This window comes from Methylobacterium sp. J-118 (assembly GCF_057836565.1).
In genome coordinates, this window is record NZ_JBYQFA010000006.1 from 1 (window position 1) to 19,206 (window position 19,206).

Consider the following 19,206-nt stretch of genomic DNA (forward strand, 5'->3'; position numbering starts at 1 on the left):
AGGACGGCACCGTCGACCAGGGAGCACCACCAGAAGGCGCGCGCGATGCTCGTGTGATGCGCCGTGATCTCATCGATGGCCCGACGGGGGATGTCCACGACCTGGCACTGCGAGATGGTGCCGATGGTGTGATCCATCTCGTCGAGGATGAACACGTTCAGGTCGCAGAAATCGCCGGGCAACAACAGGGCCATGATCTGGCGCTGGCCGTCCGGGAGCACCTTGTAGCGGCAGGCGAAGCCGTCGAGGATCAGCAGGACGTTGTCGGGCTTGTCGCCTTCCTGGATCAGATCCTGACGCGCGCCGACCTGCCGGACCTTGATTGTCAGCCCGTTCAGGGCCGAGCGAGCTTGGTCGGACAGCGGCTCGAAGCTCTCGAGCTTCCGCGTCAGCGCCGCCTGCATTAAACCGCCCTCCCAAAAGGGAGAACGAGGTGATCGTTCGAAAGGTGCCTCTCGAAGGAACGCCAGACCGAGCCCAGCCGATCTAGCGACGACACCGCGAGCACGACATTGGATGCCTGCGCCCTGTCCAGTGATCGATGATCCGCCCGGTAAAAGATCCCGCCACCCGAACCGGGCGACGGGGCTTGAGTACGCTTGGGTCGGAAGGAGCCGTGCAGGCGATGAAGGGGCAAGGAACGCTCGCGCAGCTCGCTGCGCTCGCAACATCACAGCTACAGCTTGCTACCCATGGCAGTGACCGGAGATGCCCATCCGATCAAAAAGCAGTTTTCACCGAAATTTACCCTCAATAGAGGCCAGGTACCCCAAAGCGGTGATTAATTTTTCGTAAAAGGTTCGCGCAATTGTCTTTTGATAAGAGGACGGAGCGCAGTTTCCGTAGCCTGACGATAGCTTGACACTTCGTCATGCAAGACCAACGCGCGGGAGCCGGCAATGGCAACAGGAGCTCTGTGGGATCGTCTCTCCCTGGCGCTGTCCCCCGGCCCGAATGGCTACGGTTCGCCTCGACGCCGGTCACCTCCAATGCACCGCCTGTTCGACACCGGAACGATCGAGGCGGTGCGGCGTGGCCTGTGGTCCGTTGAGACCCTCAGCCGGTGCATCGTCGAGGCGAGCCCGGACTGCATCGAAGTACTCGACCCGCAGGGCAATCTCCAATTCGCCAACCTGACCGCGCTGCAGCAGCTGCGCAGCTGCGACACCGCCGAGAACGAGGGAGAACCATGGTCCCTATCCTGGCCCGAGGAGGCGCGGGCGGCCGTTTTAGTGGGGCTCGAAGCTGTACGCGAGACCGGCATCGCCCACTTCAGCCATTGGCGCCCGGGGATATCCGGAGAGGCACGCTACTGGGACGTAACCCTCTCGCGCATGCTGGACGATGACGGGGGTCCTATCGGCCTGCTTGCGGTCTCGCGGGACATCACCGCATTGGCGAAGGCTGAGGCCGATAACGACCTGCGTAGCCGTGAACTGAGCCACCGCCTGAAGAACGTCTTCGCCCTGGTCAACGGCCTCGTCACCCTCTCGGCACGCGACATCCCGGTAGTGCAGCCGTATGCACGGACGCTGCGGGATCGGTTCACCAGCCTCGGTCGGGCGCTGGAGTACCTGCACGCGTCGCCCCAGGATGAGGCTGCGCCGCGTCCGGCGCAGACCCTGCAGGCGTTACTGCGCGCCTTGCTGATGCCTTACGACGGCGTGGGCAGCGCGCATCGCCGTATCCGGTTCTTCGGCGGAGCGGATGTTCCAATCCGCGACACGGCGTTGACGAGCCTCGCGCTGATCATCCACGAACTCGCGACGAACGCGGTCAAGTATGGCGCCCTATCTGGTGATACAGGCACCGTCAGTCTGAGCTGTCGCCGCTACGACAAGAGCATCAGCCTGATCTGGTGCGAGCGTGGTGGACCGCCGATCGCGCAACCGCCGGAACATGCTGGGTTCGGCGCAACCTTGGTCCAGCGCAGCGTCGGCGGCCAGCTCGGCGGCAAGATCGCTTATCACTGGGAGCCCGAAGGCCTGCGCGTGGTGATATCTATACCGACCGATCTATTGATGCAGACGGGGGCGAACTGACGCACGCGGGCAGACCTCGTGATGCTCAGCGCTGATCCAATCCGCTTGGACAAGCACTAGGTTGTGACCATCGAAAGCAAGCACGAACTCGTGCGGCTGGATGCTGCCGACGATGTGTATGGGCTGGCGGTCGCACGCGGTCAGGTCGAGCTGCGGAACCGCGTCGCTTCGTTGATACAAACCAGCTCTCGCCGCGTCCGGTCAGGATCGGACACAGAACTGGATCAGGCTGCCCGCAAACAGACCTTCTGAACTTCCGATAAGGGTCGAAAGAAGCCTATGGGCTTTACGCGGGAAAAATATGCAGCATCGCGCCGATCACGCCGAGCGTCCCCATGCCAATCAGTGCCGCTGTGATGTACAATCGCATCCAGCTTTCACTGTTGGTAGATGAGCGGCCGTCGTCGTCAGGATCGTCAAGCCAATCTGTCACGTGGTCCTATTATATCGGGCATGTTGGGGAGCATCCCTATGTACGCTGTGCAACGAGGTAATGGCCTTGACAGCCTCCTCCGGCTTGCCTGTGGCCTTCGAGCGATCTGCTTGATCGGCTATGGCGCATTCGCTAGCGGCATGATGACGTGCATAAAGCTCGCCAGGCTAGCGCTCCGTACCGGGTGGAAGGGCTTGGCCTGAGCTTCGCAGTACCGTTTTAGATGAAGGCTCGCCTCGTGGCTGACACAGCTCACGGGAAACACCGCCAGATCCGCTTGCCCAACCAGCCCCGCCAGGAGGCAAAGGTTGTCCTCGATGCCGCCGTCGTGGTTGAGCAGCTTGCCGCCCCTGGCCTCCACAAAGCGGCGAAGATTGGCCACCTGACGCTGCCGACCGCCGACATAGAGGATGATCCGCCCGTCGAGCCGTGCTGATGCTCGGTCATCGGGGGTATCCGTGCTCGGTACATCCAGCGCCGCTTCGAGTGCAGCCAGTTCTTGTTCCACGGCTGACCGGCGAGCTATCTCCGCGGCAAGATCTGCGCTGAGGCGTTCAGCTGCACCAGACAGTACCGCAAGCCGCTCCTCCAACGCGGTCGCATGCGCGGTCTCCCGGGCGAGCCGTACCTCTAGGCCGCGCGTGGACGGTGGCTTGATGGACGTTGTCGACGGGATGGAGCGCTCGGTTTCGATCGCCCGGGTGCGCTTCCCGAGATCGTCGCGCTCGCGCATGAGCGCCATGATGCGCTCATCCCGTGCCGCGATCGCTTCATCCCGTCGGCCCAACTCCTCTTCGAGATGGCGCAGGCGGCGGATATCGGCCCGGTTCGACTGACCGACGAGGTGCGAGAGCATGTGCACCTCCCCGAAGATATCCTGCACCAGGGGCCAATCGGTCGCCGGATGGGTTATTGCCGCCCAGTAGGCGCCAGGGATCTCACCGCGTTCGAGGTAAGCCCTCCACAGGGCCCGTACCGCATCGGCCGTGCGAGCCTCATCGAAGCGCTCGATTTCCCGCTCATGCCGCCGATCTAAGGTCTTCTGCAGCAGACGAGCCCCACCATCCTTGCGGCCGGCGATCTGGACGATCTCGCCGTGCAGCCGGTGCTCGCTGATCGTCCGCGCGTCAGCCCGGCCGAGTTTGGCCAGGATCGCGCGAGCCTCGGCGTTGGTCAGACAGGTGCCGACGATCGAACAGTGCAGGTTCTCGGCAAGCTCCCAGATCCGATCGCGTGGCTTGTCAGCCGGGTCGACGGCAGGCGGCACGAATGGTGGGTGGCCGGCCGACGTGAGAGCGCGCAGGGCAGGACCGTCGAGGTAAGCATGTGGCGGCATCGGCGTCTCGGCAGGCGCTATATCCGATCAGATATAGCACTCTGTCCAAAAACAACCGGCTTGCCTAGGGGGAGGCCGTGGGCGGCTCGTCGTCCGCGTTCCGTTCAGAGGCGACGATCCGGTCGAGGAATGGGGCTGCAGCGCGATCGGCGGCACGCTCAATCGCGCGGTAGTGCGCCACGAGATCGGTTCCGAGGGCCGACAAGCGCGCGCCGCCCCCCGCCTTGCCACCGATCTGAGCCTCGACCACCGGCTGTCCGAACCCGCTGTTCATCGCCTCGATCAGCATCCACGCCCGGCGATAGGACATGCCGAGCGCCCGTCCGGCCGCGGATATCGAGCCGTGTTCGGCGATCATCTCCAAGAGCTGCACCTTGCCGGGACCGATACGGTTGCCGGGCCCGACGTCGATACGGATGCTCAGGCTTGCCATCGGACCTTCTTGAACACTCCACCCATCATCACAACGCGCCTCGCCACCGGTCGTAGCTGCGCAGGATTGAACCCTTCCCCACGCTGTATCCAAACGTATATAGCCAATCGCCGAGAGGGAGGCTCACCGAACCCTCTTCCATGCGCTCCTGGCTGAGCGGTCCTCCTTCAACGAGGTCGAGACGATGTTCCAGTGCACCGGCTACGCTGCCCAGAGCGCCGAGGCGCCGCTCGCGCCGTTCAGCTTCGAGCGTCGTGATCCGGGCGTATCCGACATCGAGATCGAGATCGTCTACTGCGGCGTCTGTCACTCGGACCTTCACACGGTGCGCGACGAGTGGGGCGGCACGCTCTACCCGTGCGTGCCCGGTCACGAGATCGTCGGTCGCGTCACTCGGGTCGGTGCCGAGGTCACGAGCTTCAAGCCGGGCGATCTGGCCGGTGTCGGCTGCATGGTCGCCTCCTGCCGCGAATGCGCCAGCTGTCGCGATGGGCTGGAGCAGTACTGCGAGCCGGGCTTCACCGGCACCTACAACGGCCCTGAGCCGCAGACCGGGGGGCACACCTTCGGCGGCTATTCGAGCCACATCGTCGTCGACAGCCACTTCGTCCTGCGCATCCCGGAAAACCTCGACCTCGCCGGTGTCGCCCCCCTGCTGTGTGCCGGCATCACCACCTACTCGCCGCTGCGTCACTGGAAGGTCGGACCGGGTCAGAAGGTGGGGATCGTCGGGCTCGGTGGCCTCGGACACATGGGCCTGAAGCTCGCCCACGCCATGGGTGCGCAGGTGACGCTGTTCACGACCTCGCCGGGTAAGGAGGCGGACGCCAAGCGCCTCGGGGCCGACGCGGTGGTGATCTCGAAGGATGCCGACGCCATGGCCGCGCTGGGCGAGAGCTTCGACTTCATCCTCGATACGGTCGCGGCCGAGCACGACATCAACGCCTACCTCGCTCTGCTCAAGCGTGACGCCACGCTGGTCCAGGTCGGGGCGCCCGAGAAGCCGCTGCCTATGCAGGTGTTCAGCGTGATCTGGCGGCGGCGCAACTTCGCCGGCTCCCTGATCGGCGGGATCGCCGAGACCCAGGAGATGCTCGATTTCTGCGCCGAGCACGGGATCACCTCTGACATCGAGATGATCCCGATCGACCAGATCGAGACCGCCTATGCCCGCATGCTCAAGAGCGACGTGAAGTACCGCTTCGTCATCGACATGGCGTCGCTTTCGAAGGCGGCCTGAGCCCTCACCTCGACGTGCCTTCACCGCAGCCCCTCAAGGACCCACACCGTATGCGCAGTCTGATCCGCACCGGCCTCGCTGCCGCCCTGCTCCTCGCCGCCGGTGCGGCGCAGGCAGCAGACACCGCAACGGTCTTCGCCGCGGCCAGCCTGAAGAATGCCTTGGACAATGCAGGGAAGGCGTTCACCGCCCAGACTGGGGTCGAGCTCAAGGCGAGCTACGCCGCATCCTCAGCCCTCGCTCGACAGATCGAGAGCGGGGCGCCCGCGGACCTGTTCGCTTCGGCCGACCTCGAATGGATGGACTACCTCGCCAAGAAGAACCTCGTCCGGCCGGAGACCCGGGTGAACCTCCTAGGCAACCGCCTCGTCTTGATCGCACCGAGCGATACCAAGGAGACCGCAGTCGCCTTCACCCCGGAAGCGTTCGCGAAGGCGCTTGGCCCGGACGGTCGGCTGGCCACCGGCGAGGTCAACTCGGTGCCGATCGGCAAGTACGCCAAGGTCGCCTTCGAGAAGCTCGGCCTCTGGGGTGGTGTCCAGCCCCGTCTCGCCCAGAGCGACAACGTGCGAGCTGCTTTGGCGTTGGTCTCGCGCGGCGAGGCGCACCTCGGCGTGGTCTACGAGAGCGATGCCCGATCGGATCCCGGCGTGAAAGTCGTGGGCGTGTTCCCTGCGGACAGCCACCCGCCGGTGGTGTACCCGTTCGCGGTCACCGTGGATGCAAAAGGCGAGGGCGCGCAGCGCTTTCTGGACTACCTCCGAAGTGCCGCGGCCAAGCCGTTCTTCGAGGCCCAGGGCTTCAGCATCGTCGACGGCGGCAAAAGGTAGTCGGCCTCTAGACGGCCAGGCAGGAAAGCGAACGTCGTGAAGATCAGCGCACGCAACATCATCAAGGGCACGGTGGTCTCGATCGATAAGGGCGCCACCACGGCGCACGTCAAGATCGAGATCACCCCCGGGCAGGTGGTCACCTCCTCCATCACCAACGAAGCCGTCGATAGCCTCAAGCTCGTGGTCGGCGGTCCGGCTTATGCCGTGATCAAGGCGTCCGACGTCATGATCGCCGTCGACTGACGATGTCGGTCTCCCGCGCCATCCTCGTCGCCGGACTGATCACCGTCTCGGTCAATGCGGCCACGGCTGAGGATGCCCCGGCCTGCGCGAGCTTCGCATGGTCGATGGCGCGGGAGCGGACCGCCTTCGCTTCGCCGAACCTGCCCACTCTGGCATCCGGTTCGGCTCTGCCGAGCGATGCTGGCGCGGCGCAGCTGACGCTGAAGCCTGCTGCGGAGATCGAGCTACCTGTCCCGTCCGAGAGGACGATGAAGCCCGACACGTTCGCGGGCTTCGTGACGGCTACGGTGCCGGCTGCGGGCACTTATCAGGTGACGCTCTCGGACGATGCTTGGGTCGACGTCAGCCAGGACGGTCGCTCGACCCTCAAGCCCACGGCCATCAGCGGTAAGGCAGGCTGCCCGGACGTGCGCAAGAGCGTGCGTTTCGCTCTCGATGCCGGCTCGGTGACGATCGAGATCAGCCGAGCCCCTGGCCCTCAGATCAAACTCGACCTCCTCAAAGCCGAGTAGCTCTGCGCTGGCGCAACAAACCCTTCACGGCTCGCTGATCGGTCCGAGTTCGTGGCGGGCGAGGATCGCCTGGCCTTTCTCGGAGACGAGGAACAGCGCGAGTTGCATCGCGTCCGGATTGTCGGTCAGCAGCGCCATGCCGTAGGTCGCCGGCACGGATAAGTTCGGCGGCAGCTGGATTAAGCTGAGGCCAGGGGCCTCCTTCATCGTGCCGCCCTGGCCGCTGCAATAGTACAGCAGGGCGTCGGCGTTGTTGCCGAGGAACACCGTCGCGCCGGGGCTGCGCCCGGCCATCGGCACCATCGTGTTCGGCGAACCGAGTAGCTTCAGCGCCTTCGTGTTCAGCGTCGCTTTGGCACCGGGGTGAACGGCTTCGGCCCGGCCGAACACGGCTTGAGCGTAGTCGCCACCTGGATCAGCGCCGGGCGTCGAGGTCGCGAGTCGCAGATCGGGCTTGAGCAGGCGATCGAGGAGATTGTCGGTGGACAAGCCGAGATCGGCACGGGCAAGCACGCACAGCTTGTTGCGGGCGAACGGCACGACAGCTTTAGCCTTGCCAGCCTCCACAAGACGACGCGGTCCAGCGAGGTCGGCTGAGAGGTAGAGATCCGCCGTCTCACCGCCTTCGAGGCGCTGCCGCAGCAGCCCTGCAGGTCCGAAGGTCGGAGCGGCCACCGCTTCGACAGGCAGGCCGGTGGCAGCGATCACGTCCTTGAGCGCAGCCACGAGACTGCCGGCGGCGTAGACCCGAACCGGTTCCGCTCGTGCACCGGACACGGGAGCTAGAGCGAGGGCGCCGAGGAATGCGGCACGGCTGAGGAGGCGGGTGGAGAGCGAAAAGCGCGTGAGGGACAACAGCGGCTCCGGATGACCCAGCATCGTTATATCCAACTGGATATAGCCGACAAGCAACCAACGTCATCCCCGCAGTGAAGCCGAGCGCGTGACCGCTTGGTCAGCCCTCAGTTTCGAAATCACCCGCCTGCGGTGGGGCTATCGGCGTGAACAGGGTCCGGTCAGGCTTCAGGTCGAGGAGTGGCGTCCCATCCAGGCAGTCGAGGCCGCGCACCGTCAGGATGTTGCCCTCGATCGACACGAGCGTGACAATAGATGTGCCGATCGGGTTCGGTCGCACCGGCGAGCGCAAAGCGAAAGTGCCCCGCGTCGTGCCATCGTTGGCTGGGCTCTGACGCACGAGGTCACGTCGGGACGCATTGAGCCAGTACAGCACCTCGAGGGGCAGGAGCGGCAGGAATAGCCAACAGCTCGCTGGCTAGGTGGCTCACCAGAGGCCAACCGCGAAGCGTGCCGCGCGCCCGGGACATGGCCCGGGAAAGCGTTGGCTTAAGCGTGCTCTCCAATCAGCAGAAGCGCCCTGGCGTTGACTTAGCCGTGTCGAGCAGCCGACATGCCGTGTCCGGCTGGCGCGCATCTCTTGCGAGTCGTCGGTGCAGTCAGGAGAACCAACCGCCGCAGTAGGACCCTGAAAAGCCAACAGCCCCGACCCGGCAAGGTCGAGGCTGTCGAAATCGAGATGGCTGTGAGGCCGCTTTGCACCCCTCACAAGCCATGAGACGCCACCAGGCGTCAAGTCAGAACCCCGGTTCTGACAACGATACCGGCTTGTCTTGAACGGAGCGCACAGCTTGCGCCGCCGATCGTTCCTCTGTGGCCCTGTCAGAAGGGCCGAGACACGTGTTTGCAGACGAGATCCGCCGGGCGATCGAGGCGGCAACCCGAATCACCTTGCCGCAAGTGACGGCGCTGCTTTGGCGCGCCTATGGAGACGGCAGGGTCACGGAGGCCGAGGCCGAGGCGCTGTCCGGGCTGATCGAGGCGCGCACGGATGCCCCCGCAGCTCGCCGGCAACCGGCTGCGACCGTTGCCGAGACCACGGCTGCGTCCCGTGCCCGCCAGAGCAGCCCCAAAAGGCCCGGGGTCGGTTCGCGCCCACGCACAGATGCCTCAATGGAGCGCCGCCGCCGTTGGGCCGCCTCGGGTCGGCTTCCGCCAGGCATCGCAGCCCGGTTCACTCTGGCCGAGCAAGCGGTCCTCTCCCTCGTGGCGGCTGAGATTGCGCGGAGGAGGGACTGCCGACTCTCCGTGCCGAACCTAGCCGCAGTCGCCGGTGTAGCTGAGACCACAGTGCGCAACGCCATCCGCGAGGCCCGGAAGCTAGGTCTTGTAACGGTGGAGGAGCGTCAGATCAGCGGCTTCCGCAACGACACTAACATCGTGCGCATCGTCTCGCCCGAGTGGGTCGCTTGGCTGCGGCTGACGCGGACCCGAGACCCACTATCCAAACTTCGATCGTCCGCCCCAGCCTCTGCGGCTCAGAGGGGAGGGTGCAAATCTGCGAACCGCACGCCTACTGAGGTTCTAGTCCTGTCAGAATCGGGGAGAACAGAACCATCGAAATGCTGCCGGAAGGCAGCGGGCGACCTCGACCAATCCGAGCGGGCAGGAATCCGTGCGAGTGGTAGAAACGGGCGGGGCTATACGCCGATGGTCTGATACAGGCCCTCGTACCCGCCGAGATTCGCGGAGAGGCCGGCCAGGAAGGGGCGCCAGCATGCGCCCGGTGCATGGAGTCGTTCGGCATGACGGACGCCGCATCTGGCCACCAAGACGTAGCCGAGACCTTCTCTGGACCCGTCTCGCTGGCACCGGCGGGCCATGGTCCGGCCGCGGTCGAGGAACCGACCGGGGGGGCCGAGCACGGTGAGGGTCCCTGCGGGACCAGGGCCGCACGAGGAAGAGGGGCTGGGTTTCGGGCATAGCCTCGATGCCTTACCCACACCCGGGAGATATCCGGCGGAATCCTTAGGGGTATCCGGCCGGTATGAGATAGAGATGGAACCGGGGCAGCTCTGGGAACAAGAGGGCCAGCGCCGACCGCGGGCCCGTCGCGGTGCTGGCGCGTTGCGCCCTGCTGTTGCGAGGTCGAGGAGGCCGGCGGGGATCCGGGGCCCCGAGGAGGGCCCTGCGGAGCCAGGGCCGCACGAGGAAGAGGGCAAGGCGCCCGTCCTAACCCTCCGGCTCGATCACGCTCAGGAGCCCCGCCGCGTGCGCGAGAATGGCCTCAGGATCGGCGCCGACCGTTGCGGCCTCCCGGAGGAAGGCCCGGAGCTGTGCGGGCTTGCTGCGCTTCCCGGAGGGCACCGGCGGCGTCGAGAGTGAGGAGGCATTCGACGACACGGGCGGCAGGGGTGAGCCCTGCCCGGTTGCTCGGCCGGTTGGCCGAGGTCGGGACTGGAAAGGATCGCATCGCCGAACCTTCAATGCGCGCGGGCGCCGCGGGCGATCTTCGCAGCCTGCCATGCGCCCTTGAGCACCGCCGACATGGCCTCGGCCCACGGGCACCCGAACCTCTCCTGATTGGCCCGTGCGGCCTCGACGGCAGCGGCCATGATGGCGGCGCAGTCGAACTGGCCGGCTACGACGAGGGGGCGGCGGAAACGGGCGAAGCCCTGGCACCGGGCCCGGGCCGAGATGAGGCCCGCAGGGACTTTCGCGCGATCATCCCGCAGGTCCCGGAGGGCGGCGTCCCAGGAGATCGAGCGGCGGAAGAACATCGAACCGGCCTTGCGTTTCATCCAACTTCGGATAATTTATCGCATGTCGGTCAAATGACACGTGAAAAACTCCGATGTCGGATGAAAAAACCTTAGTTGCCGAACAGTGCCGGGCCGCCCGGGCGCTTATCGGATGGTCTCGGGCCGATCTGGCGGAGCGCGCATCCGTGGCCGCCTCAACCCTCGCAGACTTCGAGGCGAACAAGCGGGAGCCCTACGCCCGGACCCTCGCGGACATACGGCGCACCCTTGAGGCCGCGGGCGTCAGCTTCATCGAGCCCGATGCCGGCGGATGGGCCGGCGTGCGGCTGCGGAAGGCCCCGACCGCATGACGGGGTATGATTTCTCCGACGATTACGCCGAGCCCCCGGAGGAGCGGCAGATCCGCCTCCTCGCCGCTGCCGTGGGGATCCTGTTGGGCGACGAGGAGGCGGACACCGCAACCCTGCAGATCCGCCTCGGGCCCCACGAGGTGCGACGGGCCGAGGAATGGGTTGAGAGCCGGGCGGAGGCGTACAGGTACGAGGCCGGCCTGAGCGCCCGAAGCGCGCGCATGAAGGATGCGACCGCGACTCTCTTGCGCATAGAGAAGGCCTGCGCCGAGCTGGCGCGCGCCTTCGACGAGGCGAGCCCGGACGCCTACAGTGTGTTGGCCGGCCAAGGCCCCGGGGGATCGAACTATCGGCACCTCGCCTGGGAGCCCCGGGGTAGCGGCTCCGCTCGCGACTTTCAGACCCTTCTCGCGATCACCGGCCGTTACCGCCTACCGATTGGCCCAGACCACGGCCCGGAGGACCGGGTCACGGACATGCTCTCCATCGGGCCCACGGCCGTACAGCCGCGCACGGTTGCCTCGGGAGGCAAGGTCTACACCGTTCCCGGGGAGCCGGTGTTTTGGTCCGAGGCCGCCGCCGCGCTCGGGATGAGTATTGGCATGCTGCGCGAGGACTTCGACGAGAGGTTTCAACAGCACGACATCGGAGGCAAGCAGGCCAAATACAGCGAACAAGTCAGAGGCGACCCTAAATGGATCCTTGCCCGAGAATGTGCGATCGTATCATATGATTTTTCAAAGTATTGGAGTGAAGATGCATTGTCCAGTGGAAGAACGGGAAAGTTTGCCCGACTGGTATTTGCCGTCTATGAATTTGCTATAGGCGAAGAGTTATGGATAAAGAACGAGCATAAAGGCAAGGGTGATGGGCTAGATGGTTTAGATAAACACGTAAGGCGAGTGATAAACATCTCGCCGCGACTTAGTGCGCTAAATCAAAAAGGAAGCAACATTTCAGAAGAGGAGCGGAAAGAGCGGGAACGGCTGCAATTGTTTTGGAACACTGGCAGGGAGCCGAAGGGCTCAGGGACCGCCAAGACGCCCAAGCCTGCGAAGGCCGCCAAGAAGATCAGGGCCAAGAAGGCCACGCACCCCGAAGCGGCCTGAGCCGCCTGCCCGGCATCCGCAGGACTGCATATCAGAAAGATATCCTAGGGGTATGCGCGAGAAACCCGCCGGGGGTCGGGATGGCCCCGGACGGGCCTCCTCAGTTCATCTAACCCGCATCCCGCGCCAGCTTCTCCGCGATGGCCTGTAGGATCCAAGTGTTACGGGGGAGCTTGACGACGCTAGCAGCTCGCGCCCGCTCCAACCGATCGAACAGGTCGCTATCGGCCGGGAACTTGAGGGGGTGCTGCGCTCCCTTCCCGCTCCTGTCCGGTGCCTCGACGGATGCAGGCTCAGGGACAGATCCGCCCCTTGCGAGGAAGTCCTCGACGGCACCGGCCGACTTCGCGACGGGTCGGGCGGGTTTCGGGCTCAGGCCCATGGTGCAATCTCCTGTCGATCTCAGTTGGATATCTTAAAGGTATCGAACAGATGCCCATACAAGGCCGTGACCTCCTCGCTGGCCTTGGGATCCTGTGGCCGCAGCTCGACCACGGACAGGCCCGAGGCCGCCGCGTTGGCATAGGCTTTCCGGGTGCCGAGGGAGGTCGGAACGAATTCCAGGCCCGGCTTGCCGCGGATTAGCTCGGCGGCCTCGGCGTTCTCCGCCCCTCGGGCGTCGGCCCGATTGATGAAGGCCAGGGCCCGGAGCGACGGGTTGACGGCGCGGGCCTCCTCGACCAGCTCGGCCACCTTGTCGAGGGTCCAGACGTCGAACGACCGGGGGGCGAAGGGCACGAGGTACACGTCGCAAATCGAGAGGGCGGCGCGTTGGCTCACTGTGTCCCGGCCGCCGGTGTCGATGATGACGTGCGAGTGTTTGGGCGCGAGGCGCTGGACGCCCGAACGGACGGCCGCGCCGGTTAGGGCGATGCAGGTATAGCCGGCGCCGCCGGGTCGGGTCGCCTCGCGCAGGTTCGTGAAGTCCGTAGAGGTCTCCTGATCGTCGGCATCGACGAGGAGGACGTCGCGGCCGGCGGCGGCCAGGAGGATTGTCAGGTTCGTGGCGACGGTCGACTTGCCCGACCCGCCCTTAGTGCCGCCAACGACGGTGATCATGCGCCCGCTCCCGATACCCGCCCCATACCGGGAAGATATCTCGCGGAAGCCGGGCTGACATCTGGTTAATATGGTCGGGAGATGGAAGGCATCGACCTCAACGACGAAGCGCCCTCCTGACGGCGGCAACCGGCAGGAGGGCCAGGGGAAGGACCGAGAGCCTAAGGAGGGCCCCGCGGGGCCGGGCCGCACGAGGGAAGGGGTTCGGGCTGGTGGGCTCTATCCGATTAGGCCGCGAGCGTCCGGGCGAATGGGGTGGCCTCGCCAGCGGGAAGGATCGAGATGGATGCCGAGGAACCACGGGGCGCCTCTAGAGCGGCGCGATCTCGTGGAAGGTCTCGGCTGTCATCCTCCCCGTCCCCGACATCCTCGTCGTCCTCGGCCGCCGCGCCGAATGAACACATGAAGTCGTAAAGGGATAGATCGCTCTCCATTGACCAGTGACACCGATCTTCGAAAGCTTCATTCAAGTGTGCTAGCTTGATAATCTCGTTGAATGCGTAGTGAGAGCTAACAAGATCGAGAACATTGAATGTTCCTAATGCAGTTTTGAGTGCAGGACCCCGCGGGGTCATTATGATAGTAGGCGCTCCCAACTCTGATGCGCCAATGTGAAAAGACGATACGGCCGTGCCTGACATTGCTTGGTAAACCTACGCCTAGGACGCCGACATTTTCTCGGCAATACGCAGGTTGGACAGGTCGCGACGCAGGTTCTCATTGCGAATGCAAAGCATTCGCTTGCAAACACTGATCCATGAGGACGTTGGGCGGGCGACTTGCCAATCCAGGCCCGCAAATCATTTGCGAACAACGAAGGCGTAGCACGACGGAATGAGCCGTCAATGGGTTTTTGGTGCCAAATATAGCGACGATTCAACCTAGGGGCGCATGTGGCGGCCCCGCCACAGGATTAGAGCGCGTCGTCGGCGTCGAGCTTCTGCACGACGTCGCGGATCCCCTCCAAGATAATTGATTGGATCGAGCGCCGATCGCGGCTCGCCAGACGCACGAGATCCGCCTGTGCCTGTGCGTCGAGGCGCACGTTGTGAGAGGCGGCCACCTCTCGCGCGCGGCGAGGCCGCCCCGGCGGTCGCTTCGGCTGTTGAGGCAACAAGGCTTCCTGCATATCCGCCTCCGGAGGTAGGGCGCCTGCATTGTCCTCGACGGGGGACGTCGCCGCCAGGGGCTTGCGTGCGCGGGGCGGGGGAGCCCCTTCGCGGCGGGCCATTTATGGTCTCCTAGCAGCTTGGCCGTTACGGGCCGAACATGCCAGCGCTTGCGCCATCTAAACCTAGGCCGTTACCGCAGGTTGTCCGGGGCGGCCACCTATGACGGGCACCGCCCGCGCGATGATCGCGCAATACCCACACGCAATGCGAGGGGCGCGACGGAGAAAGGGCCACGATGGGTAAGAAAAAGGACTTACGACGGGCGATCAAGGAGGCCGAGATGTTTCCGCTTCCTGCACCACCCCCGCCTCCACAGCCGCGTCCCGGCGACGACAAGCGTGTTCAGATCAGCATGGTCCTCACCGAAGGGGATCGGCTCCGGCTGAATATGCTTGCGTTCAAGCTCGGCACGTCGACACAGCGTCTCGGGCACCGAGCCTGGAATGCGTTCCTCGCAAGCCACGGCCAGCCCGGCCTAACGCCCGTCCTCACCGGCACAAGAGGAAGGGAGCCGGTCGAAAAGTAGGCCGCGAGGTCTAGGATCCGGAAATTCCGGTCCGCAGCCCGTACGAGCGCTAATTCCCAGGCAGAGGGGTCGGGCCGCCAGACCGGCCCCATGCGTTAGGACCTACTTCAAGAGGTGCGGTTACACGGGGCCCAGCCGATGCCCGTCCAGGGTTTCGGAACTCTCAACAGCCGCGCGCAGACCACACGAGCCCTCAAGGCCAGGCCGCCTTCGCTCTAGATTGATATGACAACGAGTCGGCACCGGAGCGGGTGCGCGATCGATGCAGTGGTGCCGCGGAAAGCCCTTCCTCATATAAGCGCCCGCCGACGAGGTGGCTTCCCGTCGTTCGGTAAGAGCCCATGTCTATGTGCCCCGGGCGAGGTGTTGGTTGCGTCGCCAACCTTTTCGCGAAGACTCCCCTTCTCGCCTGACCGAGCAATCTCTTCGGCGGTAGCCTCGCGTGCGCCAAGTTCCCGGGCGGCTCTCTCGGCGTGCTCAATCAGGCTCTTCCCGCCTGGCCCGCTTAACGCCTCGATGAGATCGGTCCTCTCCGGCGGAATGCTTCTCAGCTCGCCGCTCAACAGTCCTTTGAACGCTTCCGTGGCTGGGACGAGATGGTAAGCGTTGCCGCCCTCCTGCTCGTGCACGATTACCGCCTGATCACCGTGGACCGCACCGGTGACATAACGCACCGTCTGTGACTTCCGGGGCGGTCGGCCGCCGCGCTTGCCGTTCTCGCGCGCCGCCTCGGCCTTGCGTTCACTTTTCACCGAGCCTCCTGTGCGGCCAAGCTGCTGCGCCATCCAAGCAGCCGTGCCGAACACCCCATCGAGGAGGCCAGCGACGCCGATGTCGGCATCGAGCCGAGGGAAATGCAGGCCGAGGCCTGCCGGTGCGATTAGCACGTCGCGCAAGTCCTCATCCGCTGCACCAGCGAGACCCTGCACCTGGTCAACGGGCACAATCAGGGCGATCCCTGTCGAGAGCCGGATTGAGAGGCGGCGGCCGGTCGAGAAAAAGCGGGCGGATGACACGACGCCGCGCGCTCGCCGCGCGGCACCAGCACGGTTGGCAGCCTCGAACTCAGCCTCGCTGATTTCGTCAGTCGTCTTGGTCTGGCGCGCCAAAGTGGGCCTCCCAATCGTCACACAGGGTCGGGATCACCTCCGCCAGCTCCCTGCGGATGCGGTTCACCCGGTGAAGCGCGAAGCCATGGTTTTCTCTCAGGGTCGGCGGGCCGTCCGGACAATTGAGCACGAACACCACGACGTTCGCTCCATCCGTGACATGGACGTGTCGCGGCTCGTGATCATTCGAATAGAAGCTCACGCGTAGGCCCGGCAGATCGACCGACGTCTTCGGCATAAAACCACAAACCCAACCGCTTGGGAACGTGTGAGCGGGTACGAGGTTGCGGCGCTCGGTGCAACTGTGGCCGATGTCAGTGGGCTGGTGAACGAGCCTTGCCGATGACGCGATGCACCGACCCCTTTCCGATGCCGAGACGCGCGGCTATGGCGGCCATGCTCAGGCCCTCGGCTGCCAGGGCCTCGATTTCTACCGCCTTGGCCCTGGCGGTGGGTTTGCGGCCCTTGTAGGCGCCCTCCGCCTTCGCTTTAGAGATGCCCTCGCGCTGGCGCTCCAGCATCATCTCGCGCTCGAACTGTGCGACACCGCCGAGGACGTTGAGCATAAGCTTGCCGGTAGGGGTTAAGGTGTCGACACCGAGGCTGACGATCCGCAGGGCGACACCCTTAGCGGTGAGCGCGTCGAGGATCGTGCCGAGATGCGAAACGGACCGGGCCAGCCGGTCGAGCTTCGTCACAACGAGGGTATCGCCCTCCCGCACGAAATCGAGGGCAGCGGCGAGCTGCGGCCGGTCCTCGACCGAGGACACATGTTCCTGATACAGCCGCTCGCACCCGAGCGCATTGAGGTCTCGCACCTGCGCCTCAAGGCCGGCGCCTTGTTCCAAGGTCGAGGTGCGGGCGTAGCCGACTAGCATGGCGGGGATCCAGTCCGGTTCGTTCCAATAGGATCATAGACATAGAACGTGCGATCGTTCCAAAAGTCAACACCACTTTATCGGAACGACCGAGCAGAGCGTGACCGTTCCAGGGATCGCCGTTCCGCTAGGGCAGGCCCTATTGGACCGGCTCTGGCAATGGGTTTCGGTGTACGAGCTTGCAGCAATCGCTTTGGGAGCGGGTGCAATGGCTGTAACGGGTGGCAATCGGACCTCGACCTTTCGTCCCAAAGCGGACGTGCCACATCCAACCCAGTCTTGCCGTTAAGGCCAACACGCACTGTTACCGAGCGCTGACAAAAGAAACGGTGTTCCATTAGGGCTTGCGTAATGGAACCGCTTCGCTGGAACTTGGACTGCAAGAAAGGACGTTACCTCGGTACGCCATCCTGGCTCGTAGGTTCATCCAGTCGGCTTTGCCGAGATGCGGTTGTGGCGATACGACAATAAAAAGTGCCAGCCTGAATGCTAGCTCTTTGTTCCCCTGAGGGGACGCGACGCGAATGGCTCACTAAGCCACTAATCGCGCAGCGGCTCGGGCTTTTGCCCGTCCGGCAGGATCTCCTTGATATGCTCCCGGACCATCTCGGCCGAGAATGGCTTGCCGAGGAAGCGTGCCCCCTCCGGTAAGTCGCCGGAGCAAGGGCGAGCCTGCCCGGATGCGACGACGATCGCGATGTGCGGCCACTGGCCGGCCGTTTCCCTGGCAACGGCAAAGCCGTTGCGGGACCCAGGCATCTGTACATCGGTGAACAACAGCACGATCAGGGCGTGCTTCTCAGCCAACAGGGCCATGGCCGCGTCGCCGTCTCCGGCCTCGAAGGTGTGGAACCCCGCCTCCTCTAGGATGTCCATCGCGGTCATACGGATCAGCGCATCATCGTCCACGACGAGGGCGTAGGGCACGTGCGATACAGGCGGTTGGCTCATCTGGTGAAGGTACCCGATGCTTGAAAAAAGTTTGGGGCACCATGTTCCGGCACTGCGCCGAGACCCGTGTCGCCCAACCACGGGGCAGCGCCGACGAGGTTAGGTCGGCGCGAGGCGTCGTCGCAGCCAGCGCGTCGCCTCCTCCAGGTTCAGGAAGGTCGGAGCCCTGTTCCCCTGCAGGCGGCCGAAGCCGACCTCCAGAAACCAGCTTCCAATATGCTCGTGCTCGGGCTCGGCGAGGCGCACCAGCACCGCCACGAGCAGGCCGTTGGCGATCGCCAGCATGCCGTCGCGGTCAGGGCTGCCGGTATCGACAGCGATCGGCTGAAGCACGATCAGCGTCTCGACGTTGCCCCGCCCGGACATCGGCTAGCCCTCCTGGGCCATACCGGGCCAACTCAGGTCGCGACGATCACCCCAGCGCGTGCTACGCAAGTGCAGGTAGTTCGGTGTGAAGCGGCAGAAAGCCTTCATTCGCTCGACGTCGAGGATGGTCAGGACGCGGCGCTTGAGGTGGATCAGGCCGAGCGCGCGCAGCTCGCGCAGCGTCCGGTTCACGTGCACGTCGGACAGGCCCATCGTCTCGGCGATCTGGGTTTGCGTCAGTGGGAACGCGTAGCTGTTGTCGGTGACACGCCCGACCGCTTCCAGGCGCATGAGTAGCTCGCACAGAAGATGCGCGATGCGCTGGTCCGGAGCCCGCGCGCCCATGTTGACCAACCACTCGCGCAGGACGGCACCGTCGACCAGGGAGCACCACCAGAAGGCGCGCGCGATGCTCGTGTGATGCGCCGTGATCTCATCGATGGCCCGACGGGGGATGTCCACGACCTGGCACTGCGAGATGGTGCCGATGGTGTGATCCATCTCGTCGAGGATGAACACGTTCAGGTCGCAGAAATCGCCGGGCAACAACAGGGCCATGATCTGGCGCTGGCCGTCCGGGAGCACCTTGTAGCGGCAGGCGAAGCCGTCGAGGATCAGCAGGACGTTGTCGGGCTTGTCGCCTTCCTGGATCAGATCCTGACGCGCGCCGACCTGCCGGACCTTGATTGTCAGCCCGTTCAGGGCCGAGCGAGCTTGGTCGGACAGCGGCTCGAAGCTCTCGAGCTTCCGCGTCAGCGCCGCCTGCATTAAACCGCCCTCCCAAAAGGGAGAACGAGGTGATCGTTCGAAAGGTGCCTCTCGAAGGAACGCCAGACCGAGCCCAGCCGATCTAGCGACGACACCGCGAGCACGACATTGGATGCCTGCGCCCTGTCCAGTGATCGATGATCCGCCCGGTAAAAGATCCCGCCACCCGAACCGGGCGACGGGGCTTGAGTACGCTTGGGTCGGAAGGAGCCGTGCAGGCGATGAAGGGGCAAGGAACGCTCGCGCAGCTCGCTGCGCTCGCAACATCACAGCTACAGCTTGCTACCCA

General features: G+C 64.7%; 24 protein-coding genes and 1 pseudogene. 10 read left to right on the plus strand and 15 right to left on the minus strand.

Going from position 1 to position 19,206, the window contains the following annotated elements; translation table 11 throughout:
• Positions 1-404 (minus strand): Crp/Fnr family transcriptional regulator (locus AC3IF3_RS29990; RefSeq protein ID WP_489231643.1); only part of this gene is annotated, 404 nt, incomplete at its 3' end.
• A gap of 585 nt (positions 405-989) precedes the next feature.
• Between AC3IF3_RS29990 and AC3IF3_RS29995 the strand changes: the two genes are divergently transcribed.
• Positions 990-2,042, plus strand: a complete 1,053-nt coding sequence (locus tag AC3IF3_RS29995; protein WP_489231644.1) for a PAS domain-containing protein — start codon at positions 990-992, stop codon at positions 2,040-2,042.
• Here the strand turns inward: AC3IF3_RS29995 and AC3IF3_RS30000 are convergent.
• Complete coding sequence (locus AC3IF3_RS30000; RefSeq protein ID WP_489220640.1) at positions 2,016-2,186, minus strand: hypothetical protein; 171 nt, start codon at positions 2,184-2,186, stop codon at positions 2,016-2,018. The genes AC3IF3_RS29995 and AC3IF3_RS30000 overlap by 27 nt on opposite strands.
• Between AC3IF3_RS30000 and AC3IF3_RS30005 the strand changes: the two genes are divergently transcribed.
• Positions 2,106-2,294, plus strand: coding sequence for a hypothetical protein (locus tag AC3IF3_RS30005; protein WP_489220642.1), 189 nt, complete (start codon positions 2,106-2,108; stop codon positions 2,292-2,294). The genes AC3IF3_RS30000 and AC3IF3_RS30005 overlap by 81 nt on opposite strands.
• A 299-nt stretch (positions 2,295-2,593) precedes the next feature.
• Here the strand turns inward: AC3IF3_RS30005 and AC3IF3_RS30010 are convergent, their stop codons facing one another.
• On the minus strand, positions 2,594-3,811 hold the full coding sequence (locus AC3IF3_RS30010) for a DUF2325 domain-containing protein (protein ID WP_489231645.1): 1,218 nt from the start codon (positions 3,809-3,811) through the stop codon (positions 2,594-2,596).
• Positions 3,812-3,875: 64 nt separating this feature from the next.
• Positions 3,876-4,244, minus strand: coding sequence for a winged helix-turn-helix domain-containing protein (locus tag AC3IF3_RS30015; RefSeq protein WP_243941901.1), 369 nt, complete (start codon positions 4,242-4,244; stop codon positions 3,876-3,878).
• A 184-nt stretch (positions 4,245-4,428) separates the two neighbouring features.
• On the opposite strand from AC3IF3_RS30015, the gene AC3IF3_RS30020 reads away from it, so the two are divergent.
• From AC3IF3_RS30020 to AC3IF3_RS30035, 4 genes are read left to right on the plus strand one after another with little or no spacing between them, the layout of a single operon-like run.
• Positions 4,429-5,484 carry an NAD(P)-dependent alcohol dehydrogenase gene (locus AC3IF3_RS30020; protein WP_489231647.1) on the plus strand — a complete coding sequence of 352 codons (1,056 nt, stop codon included), beginning with the start codon at positions 4,429-4,431 and terminating at the stop codon, positions 5,482-5,484.
• A gap of 50 nt (positions 5,485-5,534) precedes the next feature.
• Positions 5,535-6,314, plus strand: a complete 780-nt coding sequence (gene modA / locus AC3IF3_RS30025; protein ID WP_489231648.1) for a molybdate ABC transporter substrate-binding protein — start codon at positions 5,535-5,537, stop codon at positions 6,312-6,314.
• A 36-nt stretch (positions 6,315-6,350) separates the two neighbouring features.
• Positions 6,351-6,560 (plus strand): TOBE domain-containing protein, encoded by a 210-nt coding sequence (locus AC3IF3_RS30030; RefSeq protein WP_243941896.1) that lies wholly within the window; start codon positions 6,351-6,353, stop codon positions 6,558-6,560.
• 2 nt (positions 6,561-6,562) lie between these two features.
• Positions 6,563-7,072, plus strand: a complete 510-nt coding sequence (locus AC3IF3_RS30035; RefSeq protein ID WP_489231650.1) for a hypothetical protein — start codon at positions 6,563-6,565, stop codon at positions 7,070-7,072.
• Positions 7,073-7,096: 24 nt separating this feature from the next.
• On the opposite strand, the gene AC3IF3_RS30040 is transcribed toward AC3IF3_RS30035, so the two are convergent.
• Both AC3IF3_RS30040 and AC3IF3_RS30045 read right to left on the minus strand, forming a co-directional pair.
• On the minus strand, positions 7,097-7,984 hold the full coding sequence (locus AC3IF3_RS30040; RefSeq protein WP_489231651.1) for a substrate-binding domain-containing protein: 888 nt from the start codon (positions 7,982-7,984) through the stop codon (positions 7,097-7,099).
• A 43-nt stretch (positions 7,985-8,027) separates the two neighbouring features.
• Positions 8,028-8,309, minus strand: a pseudogene (locus AC3IF3_RS30045) (TrmO family methyltransferase domain-containing protein); the annotation flags it as partial.
• Between the two features lie 458 nt (positions 8,310-8,767).
• Between AC3IF3_RS30045 and AC3IF3_RS30050 the strand changes: the two are divergent.
• Positions 8,768-9,586, plus strand: a complete 819-nt coding sequence (locus tag AC3IF3_RS30050) for a helix-turn-helix domain-containing protein (protein WP_489231652.1) — start codon at positions 8,768-8,770, stop codon at positions 9,584-9,586.
• A 764-nt stretch (positions 9,587-10,350) separates the two neighbouring features.
• Here the strand turns inward: AC3IF3_RS30050 and AC3IF3_RS30055 are convergent.
• Positions 10,351-10,668, minus strand: coding sequence for a hypothetical protein (locus AC3IF3_RS30055; protein ID WP_489231653.1), 318 nt, complete (start codon positions 10,666-10,668; stop codon positions 10,351-10,353).
• Positions 10,669-10,721: 53 nt separating this feature from the next.
• Between AC3IF3_RS30055 and AC3IF3_RS30060 the strand changes: the two genes are divergently transcribed.
• Both AC3IF3_RS30060 and AC3IF3_RS30065 read left to right on the plus strand, forming a co-directional pair.
• Positions 10,722-10,979, plus strand: a complete 258-nt coding sequence (locus tag AC3IF3_RS30060; protein WP_489231655.1) for a helix-turn-helix domain-containing protein — start codon at positions 10,722-10,724, stop codon at positions 10,977-10,979.
• Entirely contained in the window at positions 10,976-12,088 is a 1,113-nt protein-coding gene (locus AC3IF3_RS30065) for a hypothetical protein (protein WP_489231656.1), read from the plus strand. The genes AC3IF3_RS30060 and AC3IF3_RS30065 overlap by 4 nt, the downstream gene beginning before the upstream one ends.
• Positions 12,089-12,490: 402 nt before the next feature.
• On the opposite strand, the gene AC3IF3_RS30070 is transcribed toward AC3IF3_RS30065, so the two are convergent.
• Entirely contained in the window at positions 12,491-13,147 is a 657-nt protein-coding gene (locus AC3IF3_RS30070; RefSeq protein ID WP_489231657.1) for a nucleotide-binding protein, read from the minus strand.
• 913 nt (positions 13,148-14,060) lie between these two features.
• Complete coding sequence (locus AC3IF3_RS30075; protein WP_489231658.1) at positions 14,061-14,276, minus strand: hypothetical protein; 216 nt, start codon at positions 14,274-14,276, stop codon at positions 14,061-14,063.
• Between the two features lie 278 nt (positions 14,277-14,554).
• Here AC3IF3_RS30075 and AC3IF3_RS30080 point away from each other — a divergent pair, with 278 nt between their 5' ends.
• Positions 14,555-14,845 (plus strand): hypothetical protein, encoded by a 291-nt coding sequence (locus AC3IF3_RS30080; protein ID WP_489231659.1) that lies wholly within the window; start codon positions 14,555-14,557, stop codon positions 14,843-14,845.
• 290 nt (positions 14,846-15,135) lie between these two features.
• On the opposite strand, the gene AC3IF3_RS30085 is transcribed toward AC3IF3_RS30080, so the two are convergent.
• The 6 genes from AC3IF3_RS30085 to AC3IF3_RS30110 form a co-directional block, all read right to left on the minus strand.
• The gene (locus tag AC3IF3_RS30085) at positions 15,136-15,954 is read right to left on the minus strand and encodes a DUF2442 domain-containing protein (protein ID WP_489231661.1); all 819 of its coding nucleotides are present in this window, start codon (positions 15,952-15,954) and stop codon (positions 15,136-15,138) included.
• Positions 15,929-16,192, minus strand: coding sequence for a DUF4160 domain-containing protein (locus AC3IF3_RS30090; protein WP_489231662.1), 264 nt, complete (start codon positions 16,190-16,192; stop codon positions 15,929-15,931). The genes AC3IF3_RS30085 and AC3IF3_RS30090 overlap by 26 nt, the downstream gene beginning before the upstream one ends.
• Positions 16,193-16,268: 76 nt before the next feature.
• On the minus strand, positions 16,269-16,832 hold the full coding sequence (locus AC3IF3_RS30095) for a recombinase family protein (RefSeq protein ID WP_489231664.1): 564 nt from the start codon (positions 16,830-16,832) through the stop codon (positions 16,269-16,271).
• A gap of 540 nt (positions 16,833-17,372) precedes the next feature.
• Entirely contained in the window at positions 17,373-17,759 is a 387-nt protein-coding gene (locus tag AC3IF3_RS30100; protein ID WP_489220637.1) for a response regulator, read from the minus strand.
• A gap of 123 nt (positions 17,760-17,882) precedes the next feature.
• Positions 17,883-18,149, minus strand: a complete 267-nt coding sequence (locus AC3IF3_RS30105) for a hypothetical protein (RefSeq protein ID WP_489231665.1) — start codon at positions 18,147-18,149, stop codon at positions 17,883-17,885.
• Positions 18,150-18,152: 3 nt separating this feature from the next.
• Entirely contained in the window at positions 18,153-18,917 is a 765-nt protein-coding gene (locus tag AC3IF3_RS30110; protein ID WP_489231667.1) for a Crp/Fnr family transcriptional regulator, read from the minus strand.
• Positions 18,918-19,206 lie beyond the last annotated feature (289 nt).

What these genes read in the sequence shown, in the direction of transcription:
- AC3IF3_RS30055 (WP_489231653.1), bottom strand. Translation starts at nt 10,668, where the DNA reads ATGAAACGCAAGGCCGGTTCGATGTTCTTCCGCCGCTCGATCTCCTGG.
- AC3IF3_RS30065 (WP_489231656.1), top strand. Translation starts at nt 10,976, where the DNA reads ATGACGGGGTATGATTTCTCCGACGATTACGCCGAGCCCCCGGAGGAG.
- AC3IF3_RS30110 (WP_489231667.1), bottom strand. Translation starts at nt 18,917, where the DNA reads ATGCAGGCGGCGCTGACGCGGAAGCTCGAGAGCTTCGAGCCGCTGTCC.
- AC3IF3_RS30090 (WP_489231662.1), bottom strand. Translation starts at nt 16,192, where the DNA reads ATGCCGAAGACGTCGGTCGATCTGCCGGGCCTACGCGTGAGCTTCTAT.
- AC3IF3_RS30020 (WP_489231647.1), top strand. Translation starts at nt 4,429, where the DNA reads ATGTTCCAGTGCACCGGCTACGCTGCCCAGAGCGCCGAGGCGCCGCTC.
- AC3IF3_RS30105 (WP_489231665.1), bottom strand. Translation starts at nt 18,149, where the DNA reads ATGTCCGGGCGGGGCAACGTCGAGACGCTGATCGTGCTTCAGCCGATC.
- AC3IF3_RS30035 (WP_489231650.1), top strand. Translation starts at nt 6,563, where the DNA reads ATGTCGGTCTCCCGCGCCATCCTCGTCGCCGGACTGATCACCGTCTCG.
- AC3IF3_RS30010 (WP_489231645.1), bottom strand. Translation starts at nt 3,811, where the DNA reads ATGCCGCCACATGCTTACCTCGACGGTCCTGCCCTGCGCGCTCTCACG.
- AC3IF3_RS30015 (WP_243941901.1), bottom strand. Translation starts at nt 4,244, where the DNA reads ATGGCAAGCCTGAGCATCCGTATCGACGTCGGGCCCGGCAACCGTATC.
- AC3IF3_RS30095 (WP_489231664.1), bottom strand. Translation starts at nt 16,832, where the DNA reads ATGCTAGTCGGCTACGCCCGCACCTCGACCTTGGAACAAGGCGCCGGC.
- AC3IF3_RS30075 (WP_489231658.1), bottom strand. Translation starts at nt 14,276, where the DNA reads ATGCAGGAAGCCTTGTTGCCTCAACAGCCGAAGCGACCGCCGGGGCGG.
- AC3IF3_RS30070 (WP_489231657.1), bottom strand. Translation starts at nt 13,147, where the DNA reads ATGATCACCGTCGTTGGCGGCACTAAGGGCGGGTCGGGCAAGTCGACC.
- AC3IF3_RS29995 (WP_489231644.1), top strand. Translation starts at nt 990, where the DNA reads ATGCACCGCCTGTTCGACACCGGAACGATCGAGGCGGTGCGGCGTGGC.
- modA (WP_489231648.1), top strand. Translation starts at nt 5,535, where the DNA reads ATGCGCAGTCTGATCCGCACCGGCCTCGCTGCCGCCCTGCTCCTCGCC.
- AC3IF3_RS30060 (WP_489231655.1), top strand. Translation starts at nt 10,722, where the DNA reads ATGTCGGATGAAAAAACCTTAGTTGCCGAACAGTGCCGGGCCGCCCGG.
- AC3IF3_RS30080 (WP_489231659.1), top strand. Translation starts at nt 14,555, where the DNA reads ATGGGTAAGAAAAAGGACTTACGACGGGCGATCAAGGAGGCCGAGATG.